21 protein-coding genes, 1 tRNA gene and 1 riboswitch are annotated in these 17,411 nt (G+C 62.5%); of the genes, 17 read left to right on the top strand and 5 right to left on the bottom strand.

Features of this window, described 5'->3' with window-relative positions; genetic code table 11:
- Positions 1-27 precede the first annotated feature (27 nt).
- From Q7V46_RS02025 to Q7V46_RS02105, 17 genes are all read left to right on the top strand, one after another.
- Positions 28-492: a tripartite tricarboxylate transporter TctB family protein gene (locus Q7V46_RS02025; protein WP_304911828.1), complete on the top strand. Its 465-nt coding sequence runs from the start codon at positions 28-30 to the stop codon at positions 490-492.
- A 7-nt stretch (positions 493-499) separates the two neighbouring features.
- A complete protein-coding gene (locus Q7V46_RS02030) occupies positions 500-1,993 on the top strand; it encodes a tripartite tricarboxylate transporter permease (RefSeq protein WP_304911829.1) in 1,494 nt (497 codons plus the stop codon).
- A 38-nt stretch (positions 1,994-2,031) separates the two neighbouring features.
- Positions 2,032-2,685, top strand: a complete 654-nt coding sequence (locus Q7V46_RS02035; RefSeq protein WP_304911830.1) for an SCP2 domain-containing protein — start codon at positions 2,032-2,034, stop codon at positions 2,683-2,685.
- Positions 2,682-4,247, top strand: coding sequence for a ubiquinone biosynthesis regulatory protein kinase UbiB (gene ubiB / locus Q7V46_RS02040; protein WP_304911831.1), 1,566 nt, complete (start codon positions 2,682-2,684; stop codon positions 4,245-4,247). The genes Q7V46_RS02035 and ubiB overlap by 4 nt, the downstream gene beginning before the upstream one ends.
- Positions 4,248-4,443: 196 nt before the next feature.
- On the top strand, positions 4,444-4,818 hold the full coding sequence (locus tag Q7V46_RS02045) for an FmdB family zinc ribbon protein (RefSeq protein WP_304911832.1): 375 nt from the start codon (positions 4,444-4,446) through the stop codon (positions 4,816-4,818).
- Between the two features lie 8 nt (positions 4,819-4,826).
- A complete protein-coding gene (locus Q7V46_RS02050; RefSeq protein WP_304911833.1) occupies positions 4,827-5,507 on the top strand; it encodes a DUF502 domain-containing protein in 681 nt (226 codons plus the stop codon).
- A 47-nt stretch (positions 5,508-5,554) separates the two neighbouring features.
- Positions 5,555-7,357, top strand: coding sequence for an aspartate--tRNA ligase (aspS, locus tag Q7V46_RS02055; RefSeq protein WP_304911834.1), 1,803 nt, complete (start codon positions 5,555-5,557; stop codon positions 7,355-7,357).
- A gap of 156 nt (positions 7,358-7,513) precedes the next feature.
- A complete protein-coding gene (locus Q7V46_RS02060; protein ID WP_304911835.1) occupies positions 7,514-7,834 on the top strand; it encodes a YqjD family protein in 321 nt (106 codons plus the stop codon).
- Positions 7,835-7,861: 27 nt separating this feature from the next.
- Positions 7,862-8,236, top strand: a complete 375-nt coding sequence (locus Q7V46_RS02065; protein WP_304911836.1) for a phage holin family protein — start codon at positions 7,862-7,864, stop codon at positions 8,234-8,236.
- Between the two features lie 10 nt (positions 8,237-8,246).
- Positions 8,247-8,549, top strand: coding sequence for a YqjK family protein (locus Q7V46_RS02070; protein WP_304911837.1), 303 nt, complete (start codon positions 8,247-8,249; stop codon positions 8,547-8,549).
- Between the two features lie 46 nt (positions 8,550-8,595).
- Positions 8,596-9,051 carry a dihydroneopterin triphosphate diphosphatase gene (nudB, locus tag Q7V46_RS02075; RefSeq protein ID WP_304911838.1) on the top strand — a complete coding sequence of 152 codons (456 nt, stop codon included), beginning with the start codon at positions 8,596-8,598 and terminating at the stop codon, positions 9,049-9,051.
- 91 nt (positions 9,052-9,142) lie between these two features.
- Positions 9,143-9,871, top strand: a complete 729-nt coding sequence (locus tag Q7V46_RS02080) for an endonuclease/exonuclease/phosphatase family protein (protein ID WP_304911839.1) — start codon at positions 9,143-9,145, stop codon at positions 9,869-9,871.
- A gap of 11 nt (positions 9,872-9,882) precedes the next feature.
- A complete protein-coding gene (clsB, locus tag Q7V46_RS02085) occupies positions 9,883-11,220 on the top strand; it encodes a cardiolipin synthase ClsB (protein ID WP_304911840.1) in 1,338 nt (445 codons plus the stop codon).
- Positions 11,221-11,334: 114 nt separating this feature from the next.
- The gene (folE, locus tag Q7V46_RS02090; protein WP_304911841.1) at positions 11,335-12,063 is read left to right on the top strand and encodes a GTP cyclohydrolase I; all 729 of its coding nucleotides are present in this window, start codon (positions 11,335-11,337) and stop codon (positions 12,061-12,063) included.
- 30 nt (positions 12,064-12,093) lie between these two features.
- Positions 12,094-12,519 (top strand): BLUF domain-containing protein, encoded by a 426-nt coding sequence (locus Q7V46_RS02095; protein ID WP_304911842.1) that lies wholly within the window; start codon positions 12,094-12,096, stop codon positions 12,517-12,519.
- A gap of 128 nt (positions 12,520-12,647) precedes the next feature.
- Positions 12,648-13,493, top strand: a complete 846-nt coding sequence (locus Q7V46_RS02100; RefSeq protein ID WP_304911843.1) for a DUF429 domain-containing protein — start codon at positions 12,648-12,650, stop codon at positions 13,491-13,493.
- 222 nt (positions 13,494-13,715) lie between these two features.
- A riboswitch (FMN riboswitch) is annotated at positions 13,716-13,883 on the top strand.
- 89 nt (positions 13,884-13,972) lie between these two features.
- Positions 13,973-14,482, top strand: coding sequence for a 6,7-dimethyl-8-ribityllumazine synthase (locus Q7V46_RS02105; RefSeq protein ID WP_304911844.1), 510 nt, complete (start codon positions 13,973-13,975; stop codon positions 14,480-14,482).
- A 90-nt stretch (positions 14,483-14,572) separates the two neighbouring features.
- Here the strand turns inward: Q7V46_RS02105 and Q7V46_RS02110 are convergent.
- The 5 genes from Q7V46_RS02110 to Q7V46_RS02130 all read right to left on the bottom strand — a co-directional run bounded on the left by Q7V46_RS02110 (position 14,573) and on the right by Q7V46_RS02130 (position 17,388).
- Positions 14,573-14,660, bottom strand: a tRNA-Ser gene (locus Q7V46_RS02110).
- A 64-nt stretch (positions 14,661-14,724) separates the two neighbouring features.
- Positions 14,725-15,408 (bottom strand): urease accessory protein UreG, encoded by a 684-nt coding sequence (gene ureG / locus Q7V46_RS02115; protein WP_304911845.1) that lies wholly within the window; start codon positions 15,406-15,408, stop codon positions 14,725-14,727.
- Between the two features lie 82 nt (positions 15,409-15,490).
- Positions 15,491-16,222, bottom strand: coding sequence for an urease accessory protein UreF (locus Q7V46_RS02120; protein WP_304911846.1), 732 nt, complete (start codon positions 16,220-16,222; stop codon positions 15,491-15,493).
- Positions 16,209-16,823: an urease accessory protein UreE gene (gene ureE / locus Q7V46_RS02125; RefSeq protein WP_304911847.1), complete on the bottom strand. Its 615-nt coding sequence runs from the start codon at positions 16,821-16,823 to the stop codon at positions 16,209-16,211. Before ureE ends, Q7V46_RS02120 begins: the two co-directional genes overlap by 14 nt.
- A 79-nt stretch (positions 16,824-16,902) precedes the next feature.
- Positions 16,903-17,388 (bottom strand): GNAT family N-acetyltransferase, encoded by a 486-nt coding sequence (locus Q7V46_RS02130; protein ID WP_304911848.1) that lies wholly within the window; start codon positions 17,386-17,388, stop codon positions 16,903-16,905.
- Between the last annotated feature and the right edge of the window lie 23 nt (positions 17,389-17,411).

Raw genomic sequence — 17,411 nt, forward strand, 5'->3', positions numbered from 1 at the left:
TTCCGTCCCCATGCTGGAGCGTATTCCATGACGGCCAATCGTTTGCTTGCGCTGGTCACCGGCATTCTGTCGCTGGCCTACTTGTATGGCGCTTTTCAGATACCGGTGTTTCCCATTCCCCGTCCGGTGGACTCCGACGCGTTTCCCAAGTTGCTGGGTGCGGTCATGCTGGGCCTGTCGATCTGGCTGTACTTTGAAAAAGAAGGATCAGCGCCGGTCGCCTCAGGTGACGAAGAGGACCCCCGGAGCGCCTGGCCGCGGTGGCAACCGGTGGTGGTCACCGCCTTGGCGGTTGCGCTCTATGCCGGCTTGCTGGCCTGGCTGGGCTTCGTTCTGGCTTCCTTTCTGCTGACCGCTGCCCTGACCTGGTTCTACGGGTACCGCCGCCACACCATCAACGCGGTGGTGGCGCTGACCGTCCCGCTGGGCCTGTACCTGATCATGACGCGCTTGATGAACATCCATCTGCCAGCCGGGGTGCTGCCTTTCTGAGAACACCATGGAAGTCATCGACAGCATTCTTTTCGGCTTCAGTGTGGCCCTGCAGCCGGGCAACCTGTTCTACGTCTTCATTGGCGTGTTCGCTGGCACCATCATCGGCATGGTGCCCGGCCTGGGGCCCATCAGTGCACTGGCGCTGATGATTCCCATCACCTTTTCGATGAACCCGACCTCTGCCCTGATCCTGATGTCGGGGGTCTATTACGGCGCTATCTTTGGCGGTTCCACCTCGTCGATCCTGCTCAATGCACCCGGTGTGGCCGGAACTGTGGCGACATCGTTCGACGGTTTTCCGCTGGCCAAACAAGGCAAGGCCGGCAAGGCGCTGGCACTGGCTGCCTGGGCGTCGTTCGCGGGCGGCACGATCAGTGTGATCGCCCTGATGCTGGTGGCCCCCATGCTGGCCAAGGTGGCAGTGAGCTTCGGGCCACCCGAGTACTTTGCCCTGATGGCACTGGGGCTCACAGCGGTGGTCAGTCTGTCCGACAAGTCGCTGGTCAAGGGCCTCATGGCAGCGGTGTTCGGCATCATGGTCTCTATCGTCGGCATCGACCGCCAGACCGGCACCCAGCGCTACACCTTCGATTCTCTGCACCTGTTGCAGGGAGTGGACTTTCTGGTGGTGGCCCTCGGCGTGTTTGCACTGGCGGAGGTCTTCGTGATGCTGCTCAGGGGCAAGGACGAAAAGGGCTATGTGAAGCAGGCGCTGGGGTCCCTCAGGCTGTCACGTCAGGAGATCCGCGAGATTGCCGGGCCAGTGACGCGCAGTTCGATCCAGGGCTTTTTCGTGGGTGTGCTGCCCGGGGCCGGTGCCACAGTGGCCTCGTTTCTGGCGTACATCACGGAGAAACGCATCGCCAAGGACGGTCACACATTTGGTCAGGGCAACATCAAGGGCGTGGCAGCCCCCGAAGCGGCCAACAACGCCGCCTGCAGCGGTTCATTTGTTCCGTTGCTCACGCTGGGGGTGCCTGGCTCCGGCTCCACCGCCGTGCTGCTGGGCGCCTTGCTGGTCATGGGTGTGACGCCCGGGCCGATGATGCTCACCGAGCGACCCGACGTGTTCTGGGGTGTGATCGCCAGCATGTACATCGGCAACCTGTTCCTGCTGGTGCTGAACCTTCCGTTGATTCCCTACATTGCCCGCATCCTGGAAGTGCCCCGCCCCATGTTGCTGGCGTTGATCCTGCTGTTCTGCATGATCGGTGTGTATGGCCTCAAGTTCAGCGCCTTCGACCTGTGGCTGCTGCTGGGGTTCGGCCTGGTGGGCCTGCTGATGCGCCTCAACGGCTTTCCGGTCGCTCCCATGATCCTGGCCCTGATTCTGGGGGACATCATGGAGGAGAACATGCGGCGCGCGCTGCAGATCTCCGGTGGCGACTGGATGGTCTTCTTGGACAAGCCCATCTCGGCCGGGTTGCTGACCGTTGCCGTGACGTCGCTGATCCTGCCGCCGCTGTGGCGCCGCTGGCGGGGGCACCGCAGCGCCTGACGCGCGGACTGCGCTTTATCCGTCAAAATCGGGGGGCCATGAAAAACTCGCCCCCCGACTCCACTTCTTCCTCTGACGCCACCGGCGGCCCCGGACTGCTGCAAAGCATGTTGCAAGGTCTGCGTCCACCTGAATGGGTCGTCGACGAGCTGCAGAACCGGGTGGTGCTGTTTCTCAACCATGTCTTGATGCAGGAGAAGGCGGCCCAGGATCGCTTGAGGCGCCAGAAGGGCAAGCCGGTACGTGTCCAGTGGGGCGACTTTCATCTCACGCTGGCGCCCACTGCCGCAGGCCTGCTTGAACGCACTTCACCCGACGCGAAGCCCGAGTTGAGCATGACACTCACCCAGACCTCGCCTTTGTCGTTGGCCCAGAGCGTGTTGACCGGGCAGAAGCCTGGTGTTGACATCCAGGGTGACGTACAGCTGGCGGCCGAAGTGGCGTGGTTGGTGGACAACGTGCGCTGGGATGTGGAAGAGGATCTTTCACGCTTTGTAGGGGATGCAACCGCCCACACGCTGGGTAAGTTCGCACGCGCTGCAGCGCAGGCGCTGCAGTCCTTTCTGGCCCGCCTGCCCGAAGGATTCGCTGCGCGTTCCCCCTTCTCGCCTGCTTCGTCAGCACCTTCGGCGCCGCCGGCCTCCGCTCCCGCCGGACCTGCATCCGGGGGTGAAGGCGGAACGGCAGCATGACGCGGCTTTTTCGCGGCTTTTTCATCGTCTGGGTGGTGTTGCGGTATGGCCTGGACGAGCTGGTGCTCTCCAGCTTCCAGCGGCCAGGTCTGCGCCTGCTGACCCGGATCGTTTCGATTGGCCGAGACCTCCGAAGCCCGCGCGGTGAGCGATTGCGGCTGGCGCTGGAGCGTCTGGGGCCGATTTTTGTCAAGTTCGGGCAAGTGTTGTCCACGCGCCGCGACCTGCTGCCAGCGGACATAGCCGACGAGCTGGCCCGTTTGCAGGACCGGGTTCCCCCATTTCCCAGCGCGGTGGCGGTCGCCACCATTGAGCGCGCATTCGGCAAACCGCTGGACGCGGTTTTCAGCCATTTTGAACAGGTGCCGGTGGCCAGTGCGTCCATCGCGCAGGTGCACTTTGCCACCTTGCGCAGCGGACGCCACGGCGGACGCGAGGTGGCAGTGAAGGTGCTGCGGCCGAACATGCTGCCGGTGATCGAGAAGGATCTCAGCCTCATGCGCATGATGGCGGGCTGGGTCGAAAAGCTGTCCTCTGACGGCAAACGCCTGAAACCGCGAGAGGTGGTGGGCGAGTTCGACAAGTACCTGCATGACGAGCTCGATCTGGTTCGCGAAGCCTCCAATGCGGCCCAGCTGCGCCGCAATATGCAGGGGCTCGAACTGGTTCTCATCCCTGAAATGCTGTGGGACTACTGTCACACGGAAGTGATGGTGATGGAGCGCATGCACGGACTGCCCATCAACCGAGTGGACGAGCTCCGCCGCCTGGGTGTGGATATTCCGAAGCTGGCGCGAGACGGCGTCACCATCTTTTTCACCCAGGTGTTCCGGGACGGCTTTTTCCACGCCGACATGCATCCGGGCAACATCCAGGTCAGTGTGGATCCGTCCACTTTTGGCCGCTACATCTCGCTCGACTTCGGTATCGTCGGCACCCTCACCGAATTTGACAAGGAGTATCTGGCACAGAACTTCACCGCATTCTTTCGCCGCGACTACAAGCGCGTGGCCGAATTGCATGTGGAGTCGGGTTGGGTGCCGGCCAACACACGCATCGACGAACTGGAGTCGGCCATCCGGGCGGTCTGTGAACCGTACTTCGACCGCCCGCTGAAAGAGATTTCACTCGGCATGGTGTTGATGCGGCTGTTCCAGACCTCGCGCCGCTTCCATGTGGAAATTCAGCCCCAACTGGTGCTGTTGCAGAAGACGCTGCTCAACATCGAGGGCCTGGGGCGCGACCTCGACCCCGAACTGGACCTGTGGAACACGGCCAAGCCTTTTCTTGAAAAGTGGATGCTGGAGCAACTCGGGCCTCAGAAGCTGCTGCAGCAACTCAAGGAAGAGGCACCGCAGTACGCCAAACTGCTGCCAACCCTGCCTCGCCTGCTGCACGACTATCTGCAACACAAACCCCACGAAATGCGCCGGGAGCTTGACGCCCTGCTGCATGAGCAGCGCCGCACCAATCGCCTGCTGCAGGCCATCATCTGGGGTGGTTTGGGCTTCCTGCTGGGCCTGATTCTCATGCAGGTGCTGCTGCGGGTTCGAATCTGGTGATGTGCAGAGAGACTGTCTTCACGTGCGATGGTCAGATGAACAAGTACCCCACGGAGCAAGGCGGCAATTTATAATGCCCGGTTTTGTTCCGATTTCCGCCAGCCGGTGGTTGGCGCCTCGAGCAGATTGACCCAGCCGGTCTGATTCTGCCGCCTGCGCCCATTCAGGTCCTACTGCTTTTCACCAGGTTTCAGCCATGCCCATCTATGCGTACAAGTGCGAGTCCTGCGGTCATGCCAAGGATGTTCTGCAGAAATTGTCTGACGACCCACTGACCGTCTGCCCCGCTTGCGGTGAGCCGGGTTTTCGCAAGCAGTTGACGGCAGCGGGATTTCAACTCAAAGGCTCGGGCTGGTACGTCACCGATTTCCGTGAAGGAAGCAAGGCCCCAGCCCCTCCTGCTGCCGAAGGAGCGGCCCCTGCCGCAGCCGCTGCCGAACCCGCTGCCAAAGGCGTCGGTGAATCGACCACAGCGCCTGTGGCTTCCCCTGCGTCGGCCGCCACTGCTGCAGCCCCTGCCGCTGTAACCAAAGCGCCCGCCAGTCCATCGTCCGGCTCGTCGCCCACCTGACCCCGAACATGCCTTCCTTGCGCAAATGGTTGCTCTCGGGCCTGCTGGTTCTGGTGCCCCTGATCATCACCTTGTGGGTGCTGGACTGGGTCGTCAGCACGCTGGACCAGACTTTGCGAATCCTGCCGGTCAGCTGGCATCCCGACCATGTGCTGGGCATGCACATCCCCGGCCTGGGTGTGCTGTTTGCGCTGGCGGTGGTGCTCTCCATTGGCGCCATGGCGTCCAACATCATTGGCTACAAGCTCGTGCACTGGTGGCACGCCTTGTTGCATCGCATTCCGGTCGTTCGCTCCATCTACTCTGGCGTCAAGCAGGTGTCAGACACCCTTTTCTCCGAGAAAGGCAACGCATTTCGCAAGGCGCTGCTGATTCAATGGCCGCATGAGGGCATGTGGACCATCGCTTTCCTGACCGGCGCACCGACAGGTGATGTGCTCGCCAAACTGCGTGCACAACCCGGAAATCAGCCGGTCGATGACCCCGATGTCTTCTGTAGCGTCTTCGTGCCCACCACACCCAACCCGACGGGTGGGTACTTTGTCCTGGTCCGCAAGAGCGATTGTGTCGAGCTGCAGATGACGGTGGACGAGGCCTTGACCTACATCGTGTCCATGGGCGTGATCGTGCCGGGTGGTCCCCGAAACGTCCATTTGAAGGTGGCTGCGTTACCGCCTTCTGCATCCTGAATTTTCCCTGCGGGCGTGCCTGCTTATCTGTTGAAAGAAAACCTGAAATGGCCATGCGCTCCCACTATTGCGGTCTGGTGACCGAAGCCCAGATGGGTGAAACCGTTCAGTTGTGCGGTTGGGTCAACCGCCGCCGCGATCACGGTGGCGTCATCTTCATCGATCTGCGCGACCGCGAAGGCTACGTGCAAGTGGTGTGCGATCCCGATCGCGCCGAGATGTTCAAGACCGCGGAGAACGTGCGCAATGAGTTTTGTGTTCAGGTCACCGGCCTGGTGCGTGCGCGCCCGGATGGCACCACCAACGACAACCTCAAGAGCGGCAAGATCGAGGTGCTCTGCCACGAGCTGAAGGTGCTCAACGCTTCGATCACGCCGCCGTTCCAGCTGGACGACGACAACCTGAGCGAGACCACACGCCTGACGCACCGCGTGCTCGACCTGCGCCGCCCTTACATGCAGAACAACCTCATGCTGCGCTACCGCGTGGCGATGGAAGTGCGCAAGTTTCTGGATGCCAACGGATTCATCGACATCGAAACACCGATGCTTACCAAGAGCACGCCCGAAGGCGCGCGCGACTATCTGGTGCCCAGCCGTGTGCACGACGGCCATTTTTTCGCGCTGCCGCAGTCACCCCAGTTGTTCAAGCAGCTGTTGATGGTGGCGGGTTTCGACCGCTATTACCAGATCACCAAATGCTTTCGCGACGAAGACCTGCGTGCTGACCGGCAGCCCGAGTTCACGCAGATCGACATCGAGACCTCGTTCCTGACCGAGGAAGACATTCGCGACATGTTCCAGGGCATGATCAAGACCGTGTTCCAGAACACCCTGGGTGTGGATCTGGGCGATTTCCCGGTCATGGCCTACGCCGAGGCCATGCACCGCTTCGGCTCCGACAAGCCCGACCTTCGCGTCAAGCTCGAGTTCACCGAGCTCACCGACGTGATGGCCGATGTGGACTTCAAGGTCTTCAGCGCACCCGCCACCATGAAAAATGGCCGCGTGGCCGCCCTGTGCGTGCGCGGCGGTGCCGAGATCAGCCGCAGCGAAATCGACGCCTACACCGACTTCGTCAAGATCTATGGTGCCAAGGGCCTGGCCTGGATCAAGGTCAATGAGGTGGCCAAGGGCCGCGACGGTCTGCAGAGCCCGATCGTGAAGAACCTGCACGACGCGGCCGTGGCAGAGATCCTGAAGCGAACAGGTGCACAAGACGGCGACATCATCTTCTTTGGCGCCGACAAGGCCAAAGTGGTGAACGATGCGATCGGCGCACTGCGGCTGAAGATCGGTCACAGCGAACTGGGCAAGAAGAACGGCCTGTTTGAAGACCGCTGGGCTCCCATGTGGGTGGTCGACTTCCCCATGTTCGAGCACGACGAAGAAGAAGACCGCTGGACGGCGGTGCACCACCCTTTCACGGCCCCGAAGGACGGTCACGAGGACTGGATGGTCGCCGCGCCGGAGAAGTGCATTGCCAAGGGCTACGACATGGTGCTCAACGGCTGGGAAATCGGCGGTGGTTCGGTCCGTATCCACACCGCGGCGGTGCAGCAAAAGGTGTTCGACGCCCTGAAGATCACGCCCGAAGAAGCCCAGCTCAAGTTCGGCTTCCTGCTTGATGCGCTGCAGTACGGTGCCCCACCGCACGGCGGTCTTGCCTTTGGCCTCGACCGTGTTGTGACGCTGATGACCGGTGCCGAGTCGATTCGCGACGTGATTGCCTTCCCCAAGACGCAGCGTGCCCAGTGCTTGCTGACCCAGGCACCGAGCCTGGTTGACGAGAAGCAGTTGCGTGAACTGCATATCCGCTTGCGCAACGTCGAGCTTGCGAAGTCGGTCTGAGACGCCTGATTCCAGTATTGCCATTCAAAAGGGTGCTGTTTCAGCACCCTTTTTGTATTGGTCGACTTCTTTAGAGTACTTTGGTGTGCGAAATGGTTTTCATGACCATGCCGCGGGCAGGGTTTGGTAACATGGATTTTTGTAAAGGAGATCCTCATGAGCAAAGCCAATCTCGAATCCCTCGCCGACAAGGAAAAACTGGTCGCTGACTTGCAGCGCGTGATCGCTGATGCCGAGGAGCTGATGCAGGCAACCGCCCACCAGACCGAAGGCAAGGTGGTTGAGCTGAGAGAAAAAATCAATGAGAACCTGCGCAACGCCCGCTACAAGCTGGCCGACGTGGAGGACACCATCAAGCTCAAGACCCGTGAAGTGGCCCGTGCCACCGACGACTATGTGCACGAGCACCCCTGGCTTGCCATCGCGACCGCTGCTGGCGCGGGTATGGTCATCGGACTTCTGATCGGCCGGCGTTGAACCGCCGGTTGAAGGGCACGCCGACACATGGCTGATTCACCACTGCGTTTGTCCGGATCCTTCCGGTCGCTGACCGGGACTGTGCTGGAACTGTTGCAGCTCAGGCTGGAGTTGTTCGGCGTGGAAGCGCAGGAAGAGGCGAGGCGTCTTGGCGGGGTACTTGTCTTCGGCGCTGTGGCGGTGACCCTGCTCAGCCTGGGGCTCGGCTTCCTGGCTATCTTGATCACGGTGGCCCTGTGGGACACCCACCGTCTGTTGGCCCTTTCGGTCTTTGCAACGCTGTTTCTGACGCTGGGTGGGGTGTGTGCCTGGATGGCGCGTGCCCGTGCCCTGGCTGGAACGCGCTTTTTCTCGTCCAGCGTTGACGAGCTCAAGCGGGACCGCGAGAGCCTTCGTTCATGATTGCCTTGCCATGACCCAGCCCAAAGCATCGCTTGCCCGCCGGCGCGAGATCCTTTTGGCCCGTTCGACGCTGCTGCGCAGGCAGCTGGTTGAACAGGCGGTGGTCCTGAGCCCTGTTTTTTCCACTGCAGACAGGCTGCAAGAAGCCTACTGGTGGATCCGTGCACACCCGGAAGCGCTGGCCGCCGGCGCGTTGGCGCTGATGGTCTGGCGACCGCGAAAGGCCTGGTCCCTGGGATGGCGCGCCTGGTCCATGTGGAAGCTTTACCAGCGCTGGCATGCCACTGGCTTGTCGCTCAGGCGCTTTCTCTGACACCCATCACACGATCGTGACCAAAGGCGTGCCTCCGCGTTCGCCCATGCCATCCCCCGTTTTCAAGGTGCCGCAATCCGTGCTGGTCGTGATTCACACGGCGCAGCGGGATGTCTTGCTGATCGAGCGCGCAGACGCACCGGGTTTCTGGCAGTCGGTCACGGGTTCCAAAGATACCGAGGATGAGCCTTTTGAACGGACCGCCGCTCGGGAAGTGGCGGAAGAAACCGGTTTGGACTGCGAGGCGCCGGACCACGTGCTGACCGACTGGGGCCTGCAAAACGTCTATGACATCTACCCCCAGTGGCTGCACAGGTATGCGCCAGGCACGACCCGAAACACCGAACGGGTGTTTGGCTTGTGCTTGCCAGAACGCAGGCTGGTGACCCTCAGTGCGCGAGAGCATCGGGCGCAGATCTGGTTGCCATGGCAGGCTGCGGCTGACCGCTGTTTTTCGCCTTCCAATGCGGAGGCCATACTGTTTCTCTCACGTTTTGCATAGAGCCATGTGAGCGTTTGCCAACACAGACGCGTGCTCGCGGGCAACGCCAAATGGGCCAACGAATGGCACGGCTCATGAGATCATTCTGCCCATGAGCATTTTGCGTGTGGCTACGTACAACATCCACAAAGGCGTGCAGGGCCTGGGGCCGGGGCGCCGGCTGGAAATCCACAACCTGGCGCATGCGGTTGAGCAGTTCGACGCGGACATCGTGTGCCTGCAGGAGGTTCGGAGGCACAACCGGAAGCTGGAAAAACACTTCACCCGCTGGCCAGAACTGGATCAGGCGGGCTATCTGTCGCCAGAGGGCTACGAGGCTGTGTACCGCACCAACGCCATCACCCGCCACGGTGAACATGGCAATGCCCTGTTGTCGCGGTGGCCGGTGCTGGACAGCCGGCATTCCGATGTGTCGGACCACCGCTTCGAGCAACGCGGGCTGTTGCACGCGCAACTGTTTGTCGATGGGGTGGATGTGCATGTGGTGGTGGTGCACCTGGGCCTGATTCACGCCAGCCGCGAGCGCCAGGTACAGCGTCTGGGTCAGTTCATCGCCACCGAAGTGCCCAGCAGTTCACCGCTGATCGTGGCAGGCGACTTCAATGACTGGGGCGCACAACTTCACAAACCCATGGGCGCGCTCGATCTGCACACGTTTGACGGCATCCGGCTGCCCACTTACCCGTCGCGATTACCGCTGCTGCACCTGGACCGCATCTATGTGCGCGGCCTTACCCTGGTGTCGGCTCACGTGCCGCACGGGCGCGCCTGGGCGCGCATGTCTGACCACCTGCCCCTGATCGCTGAGTTGGCGTTGTAATCCGCGCACCCATGGTTACCGCCGTCAGCAGCAGCCCTGTATCCGGGAACTCCACCACAGGCAGGCGTTCCGCTGCGAATGCCGGTCACCAGCTGTTGCTGCTGCAGGGTGGGGCTGAACTGTTCCCGGCGTTGGTGGAGGCCATGGACGCGGCATGCAGGGTGATCCATGTGGAAACCTATATTTTCGAGTTTGCCGGGACGGCCCTGACCGTGGCCCAGGCCATGGAGCGTGCGGCCAGGCGTGGCGTCAATGTGCGACTGGTGGTCGATGGCGCGGGCACGCCCCACATACCGGATGAGTGGACGAAGCGCTTTGCTGCCGCAGGCGTGCGCTGGCGCGTGTACGCGCCCATGAGCCGCATGGGACTGTTCGTGCCCGGCACCTGGAGACGTCTGCATCGCAAACTTTGTGTGGTCGACGGTGTGATCGGTTTTTGTGGAGGCATCAACCTCATCGATGATCAGGACGACGTCGCGCTGGGCCGGCTGGATGAACCCCGCCTCGACTTTTCTCTGCGTGTGGCAGGCCCCTTGGTCGGCGATATGGTGGAAACCATGGAGCAGTTGTGGTGGCGCTTGCAGGCTGTGCGCAAGGCACGGCAGCGGGAGTTCAAGGCGGCCTGGGATGCGCTGAGCGAGGCCAGCCCCATCGGGGACTTTTCCCGGTTGCTTCAGGTGCTTGAAGGGGTGTCCGACCGCGGGGAGCACCCAGAGAGTGGCGACGACCTGGAAGGTACCGGGCCGTCGTCGGCAGTTCCCCTGGGGGTGGACGGCGCCAGGGCGACGCTGCTGCTGCGTGACAACGTGACGCATCGCCATGATATCGAGCGGGCGTACCTCAAGGCCATTGGTGAGGCCCGGCGTGAGATTGTCATTGCCAATGCCTATTTCATCCCCGGCCGGCGGCTGCGCAAGGCACTGACCATGGCAGCCAGCCGGGGCGTGACGGTGCGTTTGCTCTTGCAGGGAAAGTACGAAAACTTTCTGCAGTACCACGCAGCGCGCCCGGTGTACCAGGTGCTGCTCGAGGCTGGCATTGAAATCCACGAATACGCGCCCAGTTCGCTGCACGCCAAAGTCGCCGTGGTCGATCAGCGGTGGGCCACGGTGGGTTCCACCAACCTCGATCCGTTGTCGCTGCTGCTGGCCAGAGAAGCCAATGTCATGACCAGCGACCGACGGTTCGCCCGCCAGCTGCACGAGCGCCTGGACCAGATCATGTTGCATGCCGGGCAGCGCCTGGACGCACATGCACTGGCGCGCAGGCCGCGACACCTGCGGGCGCTGGATCGCCTGGCCTTTGCCTTCATGCGCGTGACCCTGTTTCTCACGGGGCATCGTTACTGAGAGCGGAAGCAAGTTGACCGACATCAGACCCCGTGCCCTCGTGCCAAAACCCCAAGGATTTTCGTGGTATTCACCAGGCATTCGAGAGCTTGAATGCCGGTGTTAGCATGCCCCATGCTTATGAAAACCGATTCACCCATGGCTTCTGATTCTGCTCAGGATGATGCTCAGGGCGTTCCCCTGTCCGTCAAGATTCGTGAACGTGTGAAGGCAGCCCGCGCACGGTTCCACTCCAATGACAACATCGCCGAGTTCATTCGCCCCGGCGAACTCGACCTGTTGCTGGAAGAGGTGACGGAGAAGATGCAGGGCGTGCTCGACAGCATGGTGATCGACACCGAGAACGATCACAACACCAACGACACCGCCCGCCGAGTGGCCAAGATGTACCTCAAGGAGGTGTTCAACGGCCGCTACGTGGAAGGGCCGGGTGTCACCGAATTCCCGAACGCCGAGCACCTCAACGAGCTGATGATCGTCGGGCCCATCACGGTGCGCAGCGCTTGCAGTCACCATCTCTGCCCGGTGATCGGTCGCGTCTGGATCGGCGTCATGCCCAACGAACACACCAATGTGATTGGTCTGTCCAAGTACGCACGCATGGCCGAATGGATCATGGGCCGTCCGCAGATCCAGGAAGAAGCCGTGGTGCAGCTGGCCGACCTGATCCAGGAAAAAACGCAGCCCGACGGCATGGCCATCGTCATGGAAGCCAGCCACTATTGCATGGGCTGGCGCGGCGTGAAAGACATGGACAGCAAGATGATCAACTCGGTCATGCGGGGCGTGTTCCTCAAAGACCCCAACCTGCGCCGCGAATTTTTGTCGCTCATCCCGCGCTGATTCCCCGCTGAACCTCGGAAAAAACACACCATGCTGGTCCGCTTGCTTTACGTCAGTCGCGCTGTCAACAAAGATTGCTCCAAAGCAATCGAGTCGATCCTGGAGTCCTCCCGTTCCCACAACATCGGCAACGGCATCACCGGCGTGCTCTGCTACGGCGGAGGTGTGTTCCTGCAGGCCATCGAAGGCGGCCGGATGGCGGTGAACGCGCTGTACAACCACATCGTGGTCGACGAGCGCCACACCGACGTCGTGCTGCTGCACTACGAAGAAATCTCCGAACGCCGCTTCGGTGGCTGGACGATGGGGCAGGTCAACCTGAGCAAGCTCAACACGTCCATCGTGCTCAAATACTCCGAGCGGCCTGAGTTTGATCCCTATGCAGTGTCGGGCAGGGTGTCCCTGGCATTGCTGGAAGAGCTGATGGCCACCGCCAGCATCATCGGAAGGGCCTGATTCGGCGCCATCGCTCCGAGTTGAGGTATTTCTTTTTGAAGTAGGGCTGGCGGGCAGGGCCGTCGCAGTTTTTTTTAAGTCGCTTATTGCGCTGGGGTGAAGTCGTGTACCCGGTTGATAACCCCTTCGTGCCAGAAACTTCCAGTCCCCTCCTGCTGGGCTGCGACTTCACCAGCGCCCCATCACGTCGCAAACCCATCACGCTGGCTGTGGGCCGCATGGACCGGGGTCGCCTGCTGCTGCAGGCGCTGGAGCGGTTTGAAACCCTGGACGCGTGGAGCGCGCGCCTGGAAGCACCCGGCAACTGGGTAGGCGGTTTTGATCTGCCCTTTGGCCTGTCGCGCGAACTGGTGACCACACTAGGCTGGCCCACTGAGTGGCGCGCCTGCATGGCGCACTACGCCAGCCTCAGCCGCGCAGAGATTCGAGACGCCTTTGCCGCCTTTTGCAACGCGCGCCCGGTGGGTGGCAAGTTCGCCCACCGCGCCACCGACGGCCCCGCCGGCTCCAGCCCCAGCATGAAATGGGTCAACCCGCCGGTGGCGTTCATGCTGCACGCGGGTGTGCCCCGGCTGGTCAAAACCGGCGTGAACCTGCCTGGCTTGTGCGAAGGCGACCCTGCGCGCACCGCGCTGGAGGCTTACCCCGGCTTGCTTGCGCGCAGCGTGCTAAGTACCGCGTCATACAAGAGCGACGACAAGGCCCGCCAGACGCCCGAGCGGCTGATTGCCCGCCGCACCCTCATCAACGCCCTGGAAAACGGACAGGCGCCGCTGCTACAGGACGCAGGCTTGCGCCTGAAGCTCACGCACGCCCAACGCGACGCCCTGGCCGACGACGCCAGCGGTGACAGCCTCGACGCGGTGCTCTGCATGGCGCAAGCTGCCTGGGCACTGCGCCAGCACGAGACCGGACATCCTCGCTGGGGTCTGCCCGATTTCGACCCGCTCGAAGGCTGGATCATCGGTGCCTGAGCGCTTGACGATCACCCCCGCAGCGCTTCGCGCTACCCCCTCCAGGGGGCGAAACCCGTCGTCTGGCAAAGCCGGCCCGACACAACCTCTGGATTGGGTCTCCTCGCGCCGGAAAGTCTGCCTGTTTACTTTGGGCCGTCGTGCTGCAGGGCATTGCACGCGTGACAGCGCGCGTGCGGGGCGCTTGCCTACAATCACCACGTTTGGCCCCGTGCCAAACACAAGCGTTCTCAGGGCGGGGTGAAACTCCCCACCGGCGGTGATGGCGGCGTGGCAACACGCCCGCACGAGTGCCGCGAGCGCCTTCGCATCTGCCTCAGATGCGAAGGGTCAGCAGACCCGGTGAGATCCCGGGACCGACGGTCACAGTCCGGATAAAAGAGAGCGCGAGCCATGTGCCTGCCAGGTGCGTCTGCGCCGTGGGAGGCGCATGCGCTTGTGCGCCCTGATTTGTTGGCCCCTCCTGTTTTGAGGACACCATGAATCAGACCGAGTCTCCCGCTGTTACCCTTTCCGCGCCCGCTCTGCCGAGCGATCTGCGCTTCGCGTTCGTCGAAGCTTCGTGGCATGCCGACATCGTTCACCAGGCACGCGACGCCTTCTTCACCACCATGGCCGAAGGCGGCTTCCCCGCCACATCCATCGACGTGTTCGATGTACCCGGTGCCTTCGAAATCCCGCTTCACGCCCAGCGTCTGGCCCGCTCAGGCCGCTATGCGGCCGTGGTGGGCAGCGCCCTCGTCGTCGACGGTGGCATCTACCGCCACGACTTCGTGTCGCAGACCGTGGTGCAGGCCCTGATGGACGTGCAACTCGACACCGGCGTGCCCATGATCTCGGCCGTACTCACGCCCCACCATTTCCACGAACACGCCGAACACCGCAAGTACTTCATGCGGCACTTTGCAGTGAAAGGGACGGAGGCGGCGGAAGCTTGTTTGCTGACGGTGGCAGGGTTGCGAAAGCTGGACGCGCAGCTGGCTGTGTGACAAGGTGTGACTACATGCCAAGGCGAACGATGGGTAGCACGATGGTTGAAATAGAAAACGGGCCGCAAGGACCCGTTTTTCATGATGCGCTGGCGGAGACTGTGAGATTCGAACTCACGGACGGTTACCCGTCGGCAGTTTTCAAGACTGCTGGTTTAAACCACTCACCCAAGTCTCCGGGTGCGTTGAAGCAGGCGAGATTTTAGCCTGAGCGCGGGTTGGGCGAACCTTCAGTTGATCAATCAGGCGGTGACAGGCGGGTTGCTGGCCAGTTCCTGGCGCAGCATGCCGCGGGTTTCGATAAAGCGGACCACCTCGGCCACGCCGTCCTGCGTCTTGAGGTTGGTCATGACCCAGGGGCGGCGGGCGGTGTCTGGGCGCATGCGGGCGGTGTCGGTTTTCATCACTTCCAGGTCGGCGCCCACGTGGGGGGCGAGGTCGGTCTTGTTGATGACGAAGAGGTCGCTTTTGGTGATGCCGGGGCCGCCTTTGCGGGGGATTTTTTCGCCGGCGGCCACGTCGATCACGTAGATGGTGAGGTCGCTGAGTTCGGGGCTGAAGGTGGCGGCCAGGTTGTCGCCGCCGCTTTCCACGAACACGATGTCGGCGTTGGGGTGTTCGCCCAGCATGCGGTCAATGGCTTCTAGGTTGATGGAACAATCTTCGCGGATGGCGGTGTGTGGGCAGCCACCGGTTTCCACGCCCATGATGCGATCGGCCGGCAGGGCGCCGCTGACGGTGAGCAGGCGCTGATCTTCCTTGGTGTAGATGTCGTTGGTGATGGCAACCAGGTCGTACTGGTCGCGCATGGCCTTGCACAGCATTTCCAGCAACGTCGTTTTGCCGGAGCCCACCGGGCCGCCGATGCCCACGCGCAGTGGGGGGAGGGTTTTGGTGCGGTTGGGGATGTGGTGCAGGGCGGTCATGTGGGGTCTCCTTGTCGAGGTGTTTTTGTGGGCGGGCCCTCACCCCAGCCCTCTCCCCGAGGGGAGAGGGAGTGAATCGGGGTCAGGATCTGAACAGGCGTGAATACTGGGTTTCGTGGCGGGCTGACAAGATGGCCAGTAGCGGGGTGAAGGCCTGGCGCGTGTCGTTTGTGAGCGCCATGGCGTGGTCTACCGCCGCCGGGATTTCCTGCACCAGGCGGGCCAGCATGCGCTGCCCTGCGCTCTGGCCCAAGGGGACCGACTTGATGGCGGCCTGCACCATGTTTTCTGACCAGCCAAAGGCGACGCCGATGAGGCTGTCGCGCACGGGTGTGTGGGCGCAGGCGGCGGCGCAGGCCATGGACACGGGGTAGGTGGGGGGTGCGAGTTGGGCGGACCGCAGTTGTTCAAACACACCGCTCACCGATGAATCGAGTGTACTCAGGCTGCGCGCCCATTCCAGCAGCGAGCGGCCCATTTGTTCGGTCTGCAGGCGGAATTCCTGCGTTTCGCGGGTGTTCAGTACCCAGGTGTTGAGTTGCTGGATGCGTGGCAGATCGTTTGCCTGCCAGGCTCGGATGGCCTGGGCGACCACGGCCAGGTCGCTGCGTGCCAGGCTCAGGTGCAGCTGGTCGGCCAGCCAGTTGGCGGCGGTGGTTTCGTCGCTGACCGCGCCCACTTCGACCGCCGCTTCCAGCCCCTCTGAATACGAAAACCCGCCCACGGGCAAGGTGGGCGAGGCCAGCCAGAGGATCTGGAGCAGGCCGGCGGACGGGTGTGCCTGGGTAGCCAGTGCTTGGTCAGTGGGGGCCATGGCCTTCGGCTTGGTCGTGTCCGTGGGCGTGCTTGCCTGCGTGGTGGTTGTGATCGTGGCGGTGGCCATGGTCGTGTGCATGGCCATGACCGTGACCATGTTGGTGCACCGCGCCGCCACCGTGGCTGCCGTAGGCACCGCCCTCAGGTTCGAAGGGCTCGCGCACCTCGACCACGTTCAGGTGCATGGCGCGAAGCATGTCGGCGAGCACGTGGTCGGGTTCGATCTTGAGGTGGTCGGGCTTGAGTTCGATGGGTACGTGGCGGTTGCCCAAGTGGTAGGCGGCGCGCATGAGGTCGAAGGCGCCGTTGTGAGCGTGGCCATGGTCGTGTGTGTGGTCGGTGCAGGCGGTGATGCGCAGCACCGCCTGCGGGGCGGCGACCACGCGCAGGAGTGAGCCGTCTTGCGTGAGCAGCACGTCGCCGCCGCGCACCACCGTGCCGCGCGGCAGGAACACGCCCACGTGGCGGCCGTCGGACGCGGTGGCGTCGAAACGGCTTTTCTGGCGTACGTCCCAGTCAAGCTCAAGCTGTGCAGCACGGCGCACCAGCACCTGGGCAAGGCCTTGGCCCTGGGGGATCAACTTGGAAACCTGAAGCATGAAAAACCAATACGTGAAAACAGAGAAGTGAAAAAGAATAGCAAGGATGCTTGTTGAATGGACGATTTCAGCGGTGGTTTCAGATGGAACGCGTGAAGAAGGCGCTGTATGGATCTTCGCGGTAGCTGCCGAACGGTGGGCAGGACACAAAGCCGTGTCGGATGTACAGCGTGCGGGCCGGTTCAAAGAAGGGTTGGGTGCCGGTCTCCAGACTCAGGCGGCGCATGCCGTTCTGCCGCGCGTGTGCGATCACGTGTTGCACCAATTGGCTGGCCAGCCCACGCCCGCGCCAGCCGCCGTGCACCCGCATCGACTTGATTTCGCCATGTTCACGCGTGAGTGCCTTGAGCGCGGCGGTGCCCACCAGCGACTGCTGTGTGTCGGTTACGTGCCACAGGGTCCAGAAGGTGACCTCGGGCTGGCGCAGGCCGTCGATGTCGAGCGCGTGCACGCTCTCGGGTGGCGACACGCGGCGCATGTCTTCCAGGTGGGCGGCCAGAAAGTCGGCCACCAGCGGGTCGCTCAGGTCGTCGAGCTGAATGACGAAGTCGGAAACCAGTGGCATGGATTGTCTTGAGGTGGGGAGCG

It is taken from the genome of Hydrogenophaga sp., assembly GCF_030651625.1.
In the GTDB taxonomy this organism is placed as follows: domain Bacteria; phylum Pseudomonadota; class Gammaproteobacteria; order Burkholderiales; family Burkholderiaceae_C; genus Hydrogenophaga.

Excerpts from the sequence above, each read along its gene's own strand:
- Q7V46_RS02025 (WP_304911828.1), top strand. The coding sequence starts at position 28 with ATGACGGCCAATCGTTTGCTTGCGCTGGTCACCGGCATTCTGTCGCTG.
- Q7V46_RS02030 (WP_304911829.1), top strand. The coding sequence starts at position 500 with ATGGAAGTCATCGACAGCATTCTTTTCGGCTTCAGTGTGGCCCTGCAG.
- Q7V46_RS02035 (WP_304911830.1), top strand. The coding sequence starts at position 2,032 with ATGAAAAACTCGCCCCCCGACTCCACTTCTTCCTCTGACGCCACCGGC.
- ubiB (WP_304911831.1), top strand. The coding sequence starts at position 2,682 with ATGACGCGGCTTTTTCGCGGCTTTTTCATCGTCTGGGTGGTGTTGCGG.
- Q7V46_RS02045 (WP_304911832.1), top strand. The coding sequence starts at position 4,444 with ATGCCCATCTATGCGTACAAGTGCGAGTCCTGCGGTCATGCCAAGGAT.
- Q7V46_RS02050 (WP_304911833.1), top strand. The coding sequence starts at position 4,827 with ATGCCTTCCTTGCGCAAATGGTTGCTCTCGGGCCTGCTGGTTCTGGTG.
- aspS (WP_304911834.1), top strand. The coding sequence starts at position 5,555 with ATGGCCATGCGCTCCCACTATTGCGGTCTGGTGACCGAAGCCCAGATG.
- Q7V46_RS02060 (WP_304911835.1), top strand. The coding sequence starts at position 7,514 with ATGAGCAAAGCCAATCTCGAATCCCTCGCCGACAAGGAAAAACTGGTC.
- Q7V46_RS02065 (WP_304911836.1), top strand. The coding sequence starts at position 7,862 with ATGGCTGATTCACCACTGCGTTTGTCCGGATCCTTCCGGTCGCTGACC.
- Q7V46_RS02070 (WP_304911837.1), top strand. The coding sequence starts at position 8,247 with ATGACCCAGCCCAAAGCATCGCTTGCCCGCCGGCGCGAGATCCTTTTG.
- nudB (WP_304911838.1), top strand. The coding sequence starts at position 8,596 with ATGCCATCCCCCGTTTTCAAGGTGCCGCAATCCGTGCTGGTCGTGATT.
- Q7V46_RS02080 (WP_304911839.1), top strand. The coding sequence starts at position 9,143 with ATGAGCATTTTGCGTGTGGCTACGTACAACATCCACAAAGGCGTGCAG.
- clsB (WP_304911840.1), top strand. The coding sequence starts at position 9,883 with ATGGTTACCGCCGTCAGCAGCAGCCCTGTATCCGGGAACTCCACCACA.
- folE (WP_304911841.1), top strand. The coding sequence starts at position 11,335 with ATGCTTATGAAAACCGATTCACCCATGGCTTCTGATTCTGCTCAGGAT.
- Q7V46_RS02095 (WP_304911842.1), top strand. The coding sequence starts at position 12,094 with ATGCTGGTCCGCTTGCTTTACGTCAGTCGCGCTGTCAACAAAGATTGC.
- Q7V46_RS02105 (WP_304911844.1), top strand. The coding sequence starts at position 13,973 with ATGAATCAGACCGAGTCTCCCGCTGTTACCCTTTCCGCGCCCGCTCTG.
- ureG (WP_304911845.1), bottom strand. The coding sequence starts at position 15,408 with ATGACCGCCCTGCACCACATCCCCAACCGCACCAAAACCCTCCCCCCA.
- Q7V46_RS02120 (WP_304911846.1), bottom strand. The coding sequence starts at position 16,222 with ATGGCCCCCACTGACCAAGCACTGGCTACCCAGGCACACCCGTCCGCC.
- ureE (WP_304911847.1), bottom strand. The coding sequence starts at position 16,823 with ATGCTTCAGGTTTCCAAGTTGATCCCCCAGGGCCAAGGCCTTGCCCAG.
- Q7V46_RS02130 (WP_304911848.1), bottom strand. The coding sequence starts at position 17,388 with ATGCCACTGGTTTCCGACTTCGTCATTCAGCTCGACGACCTGAGCGAC.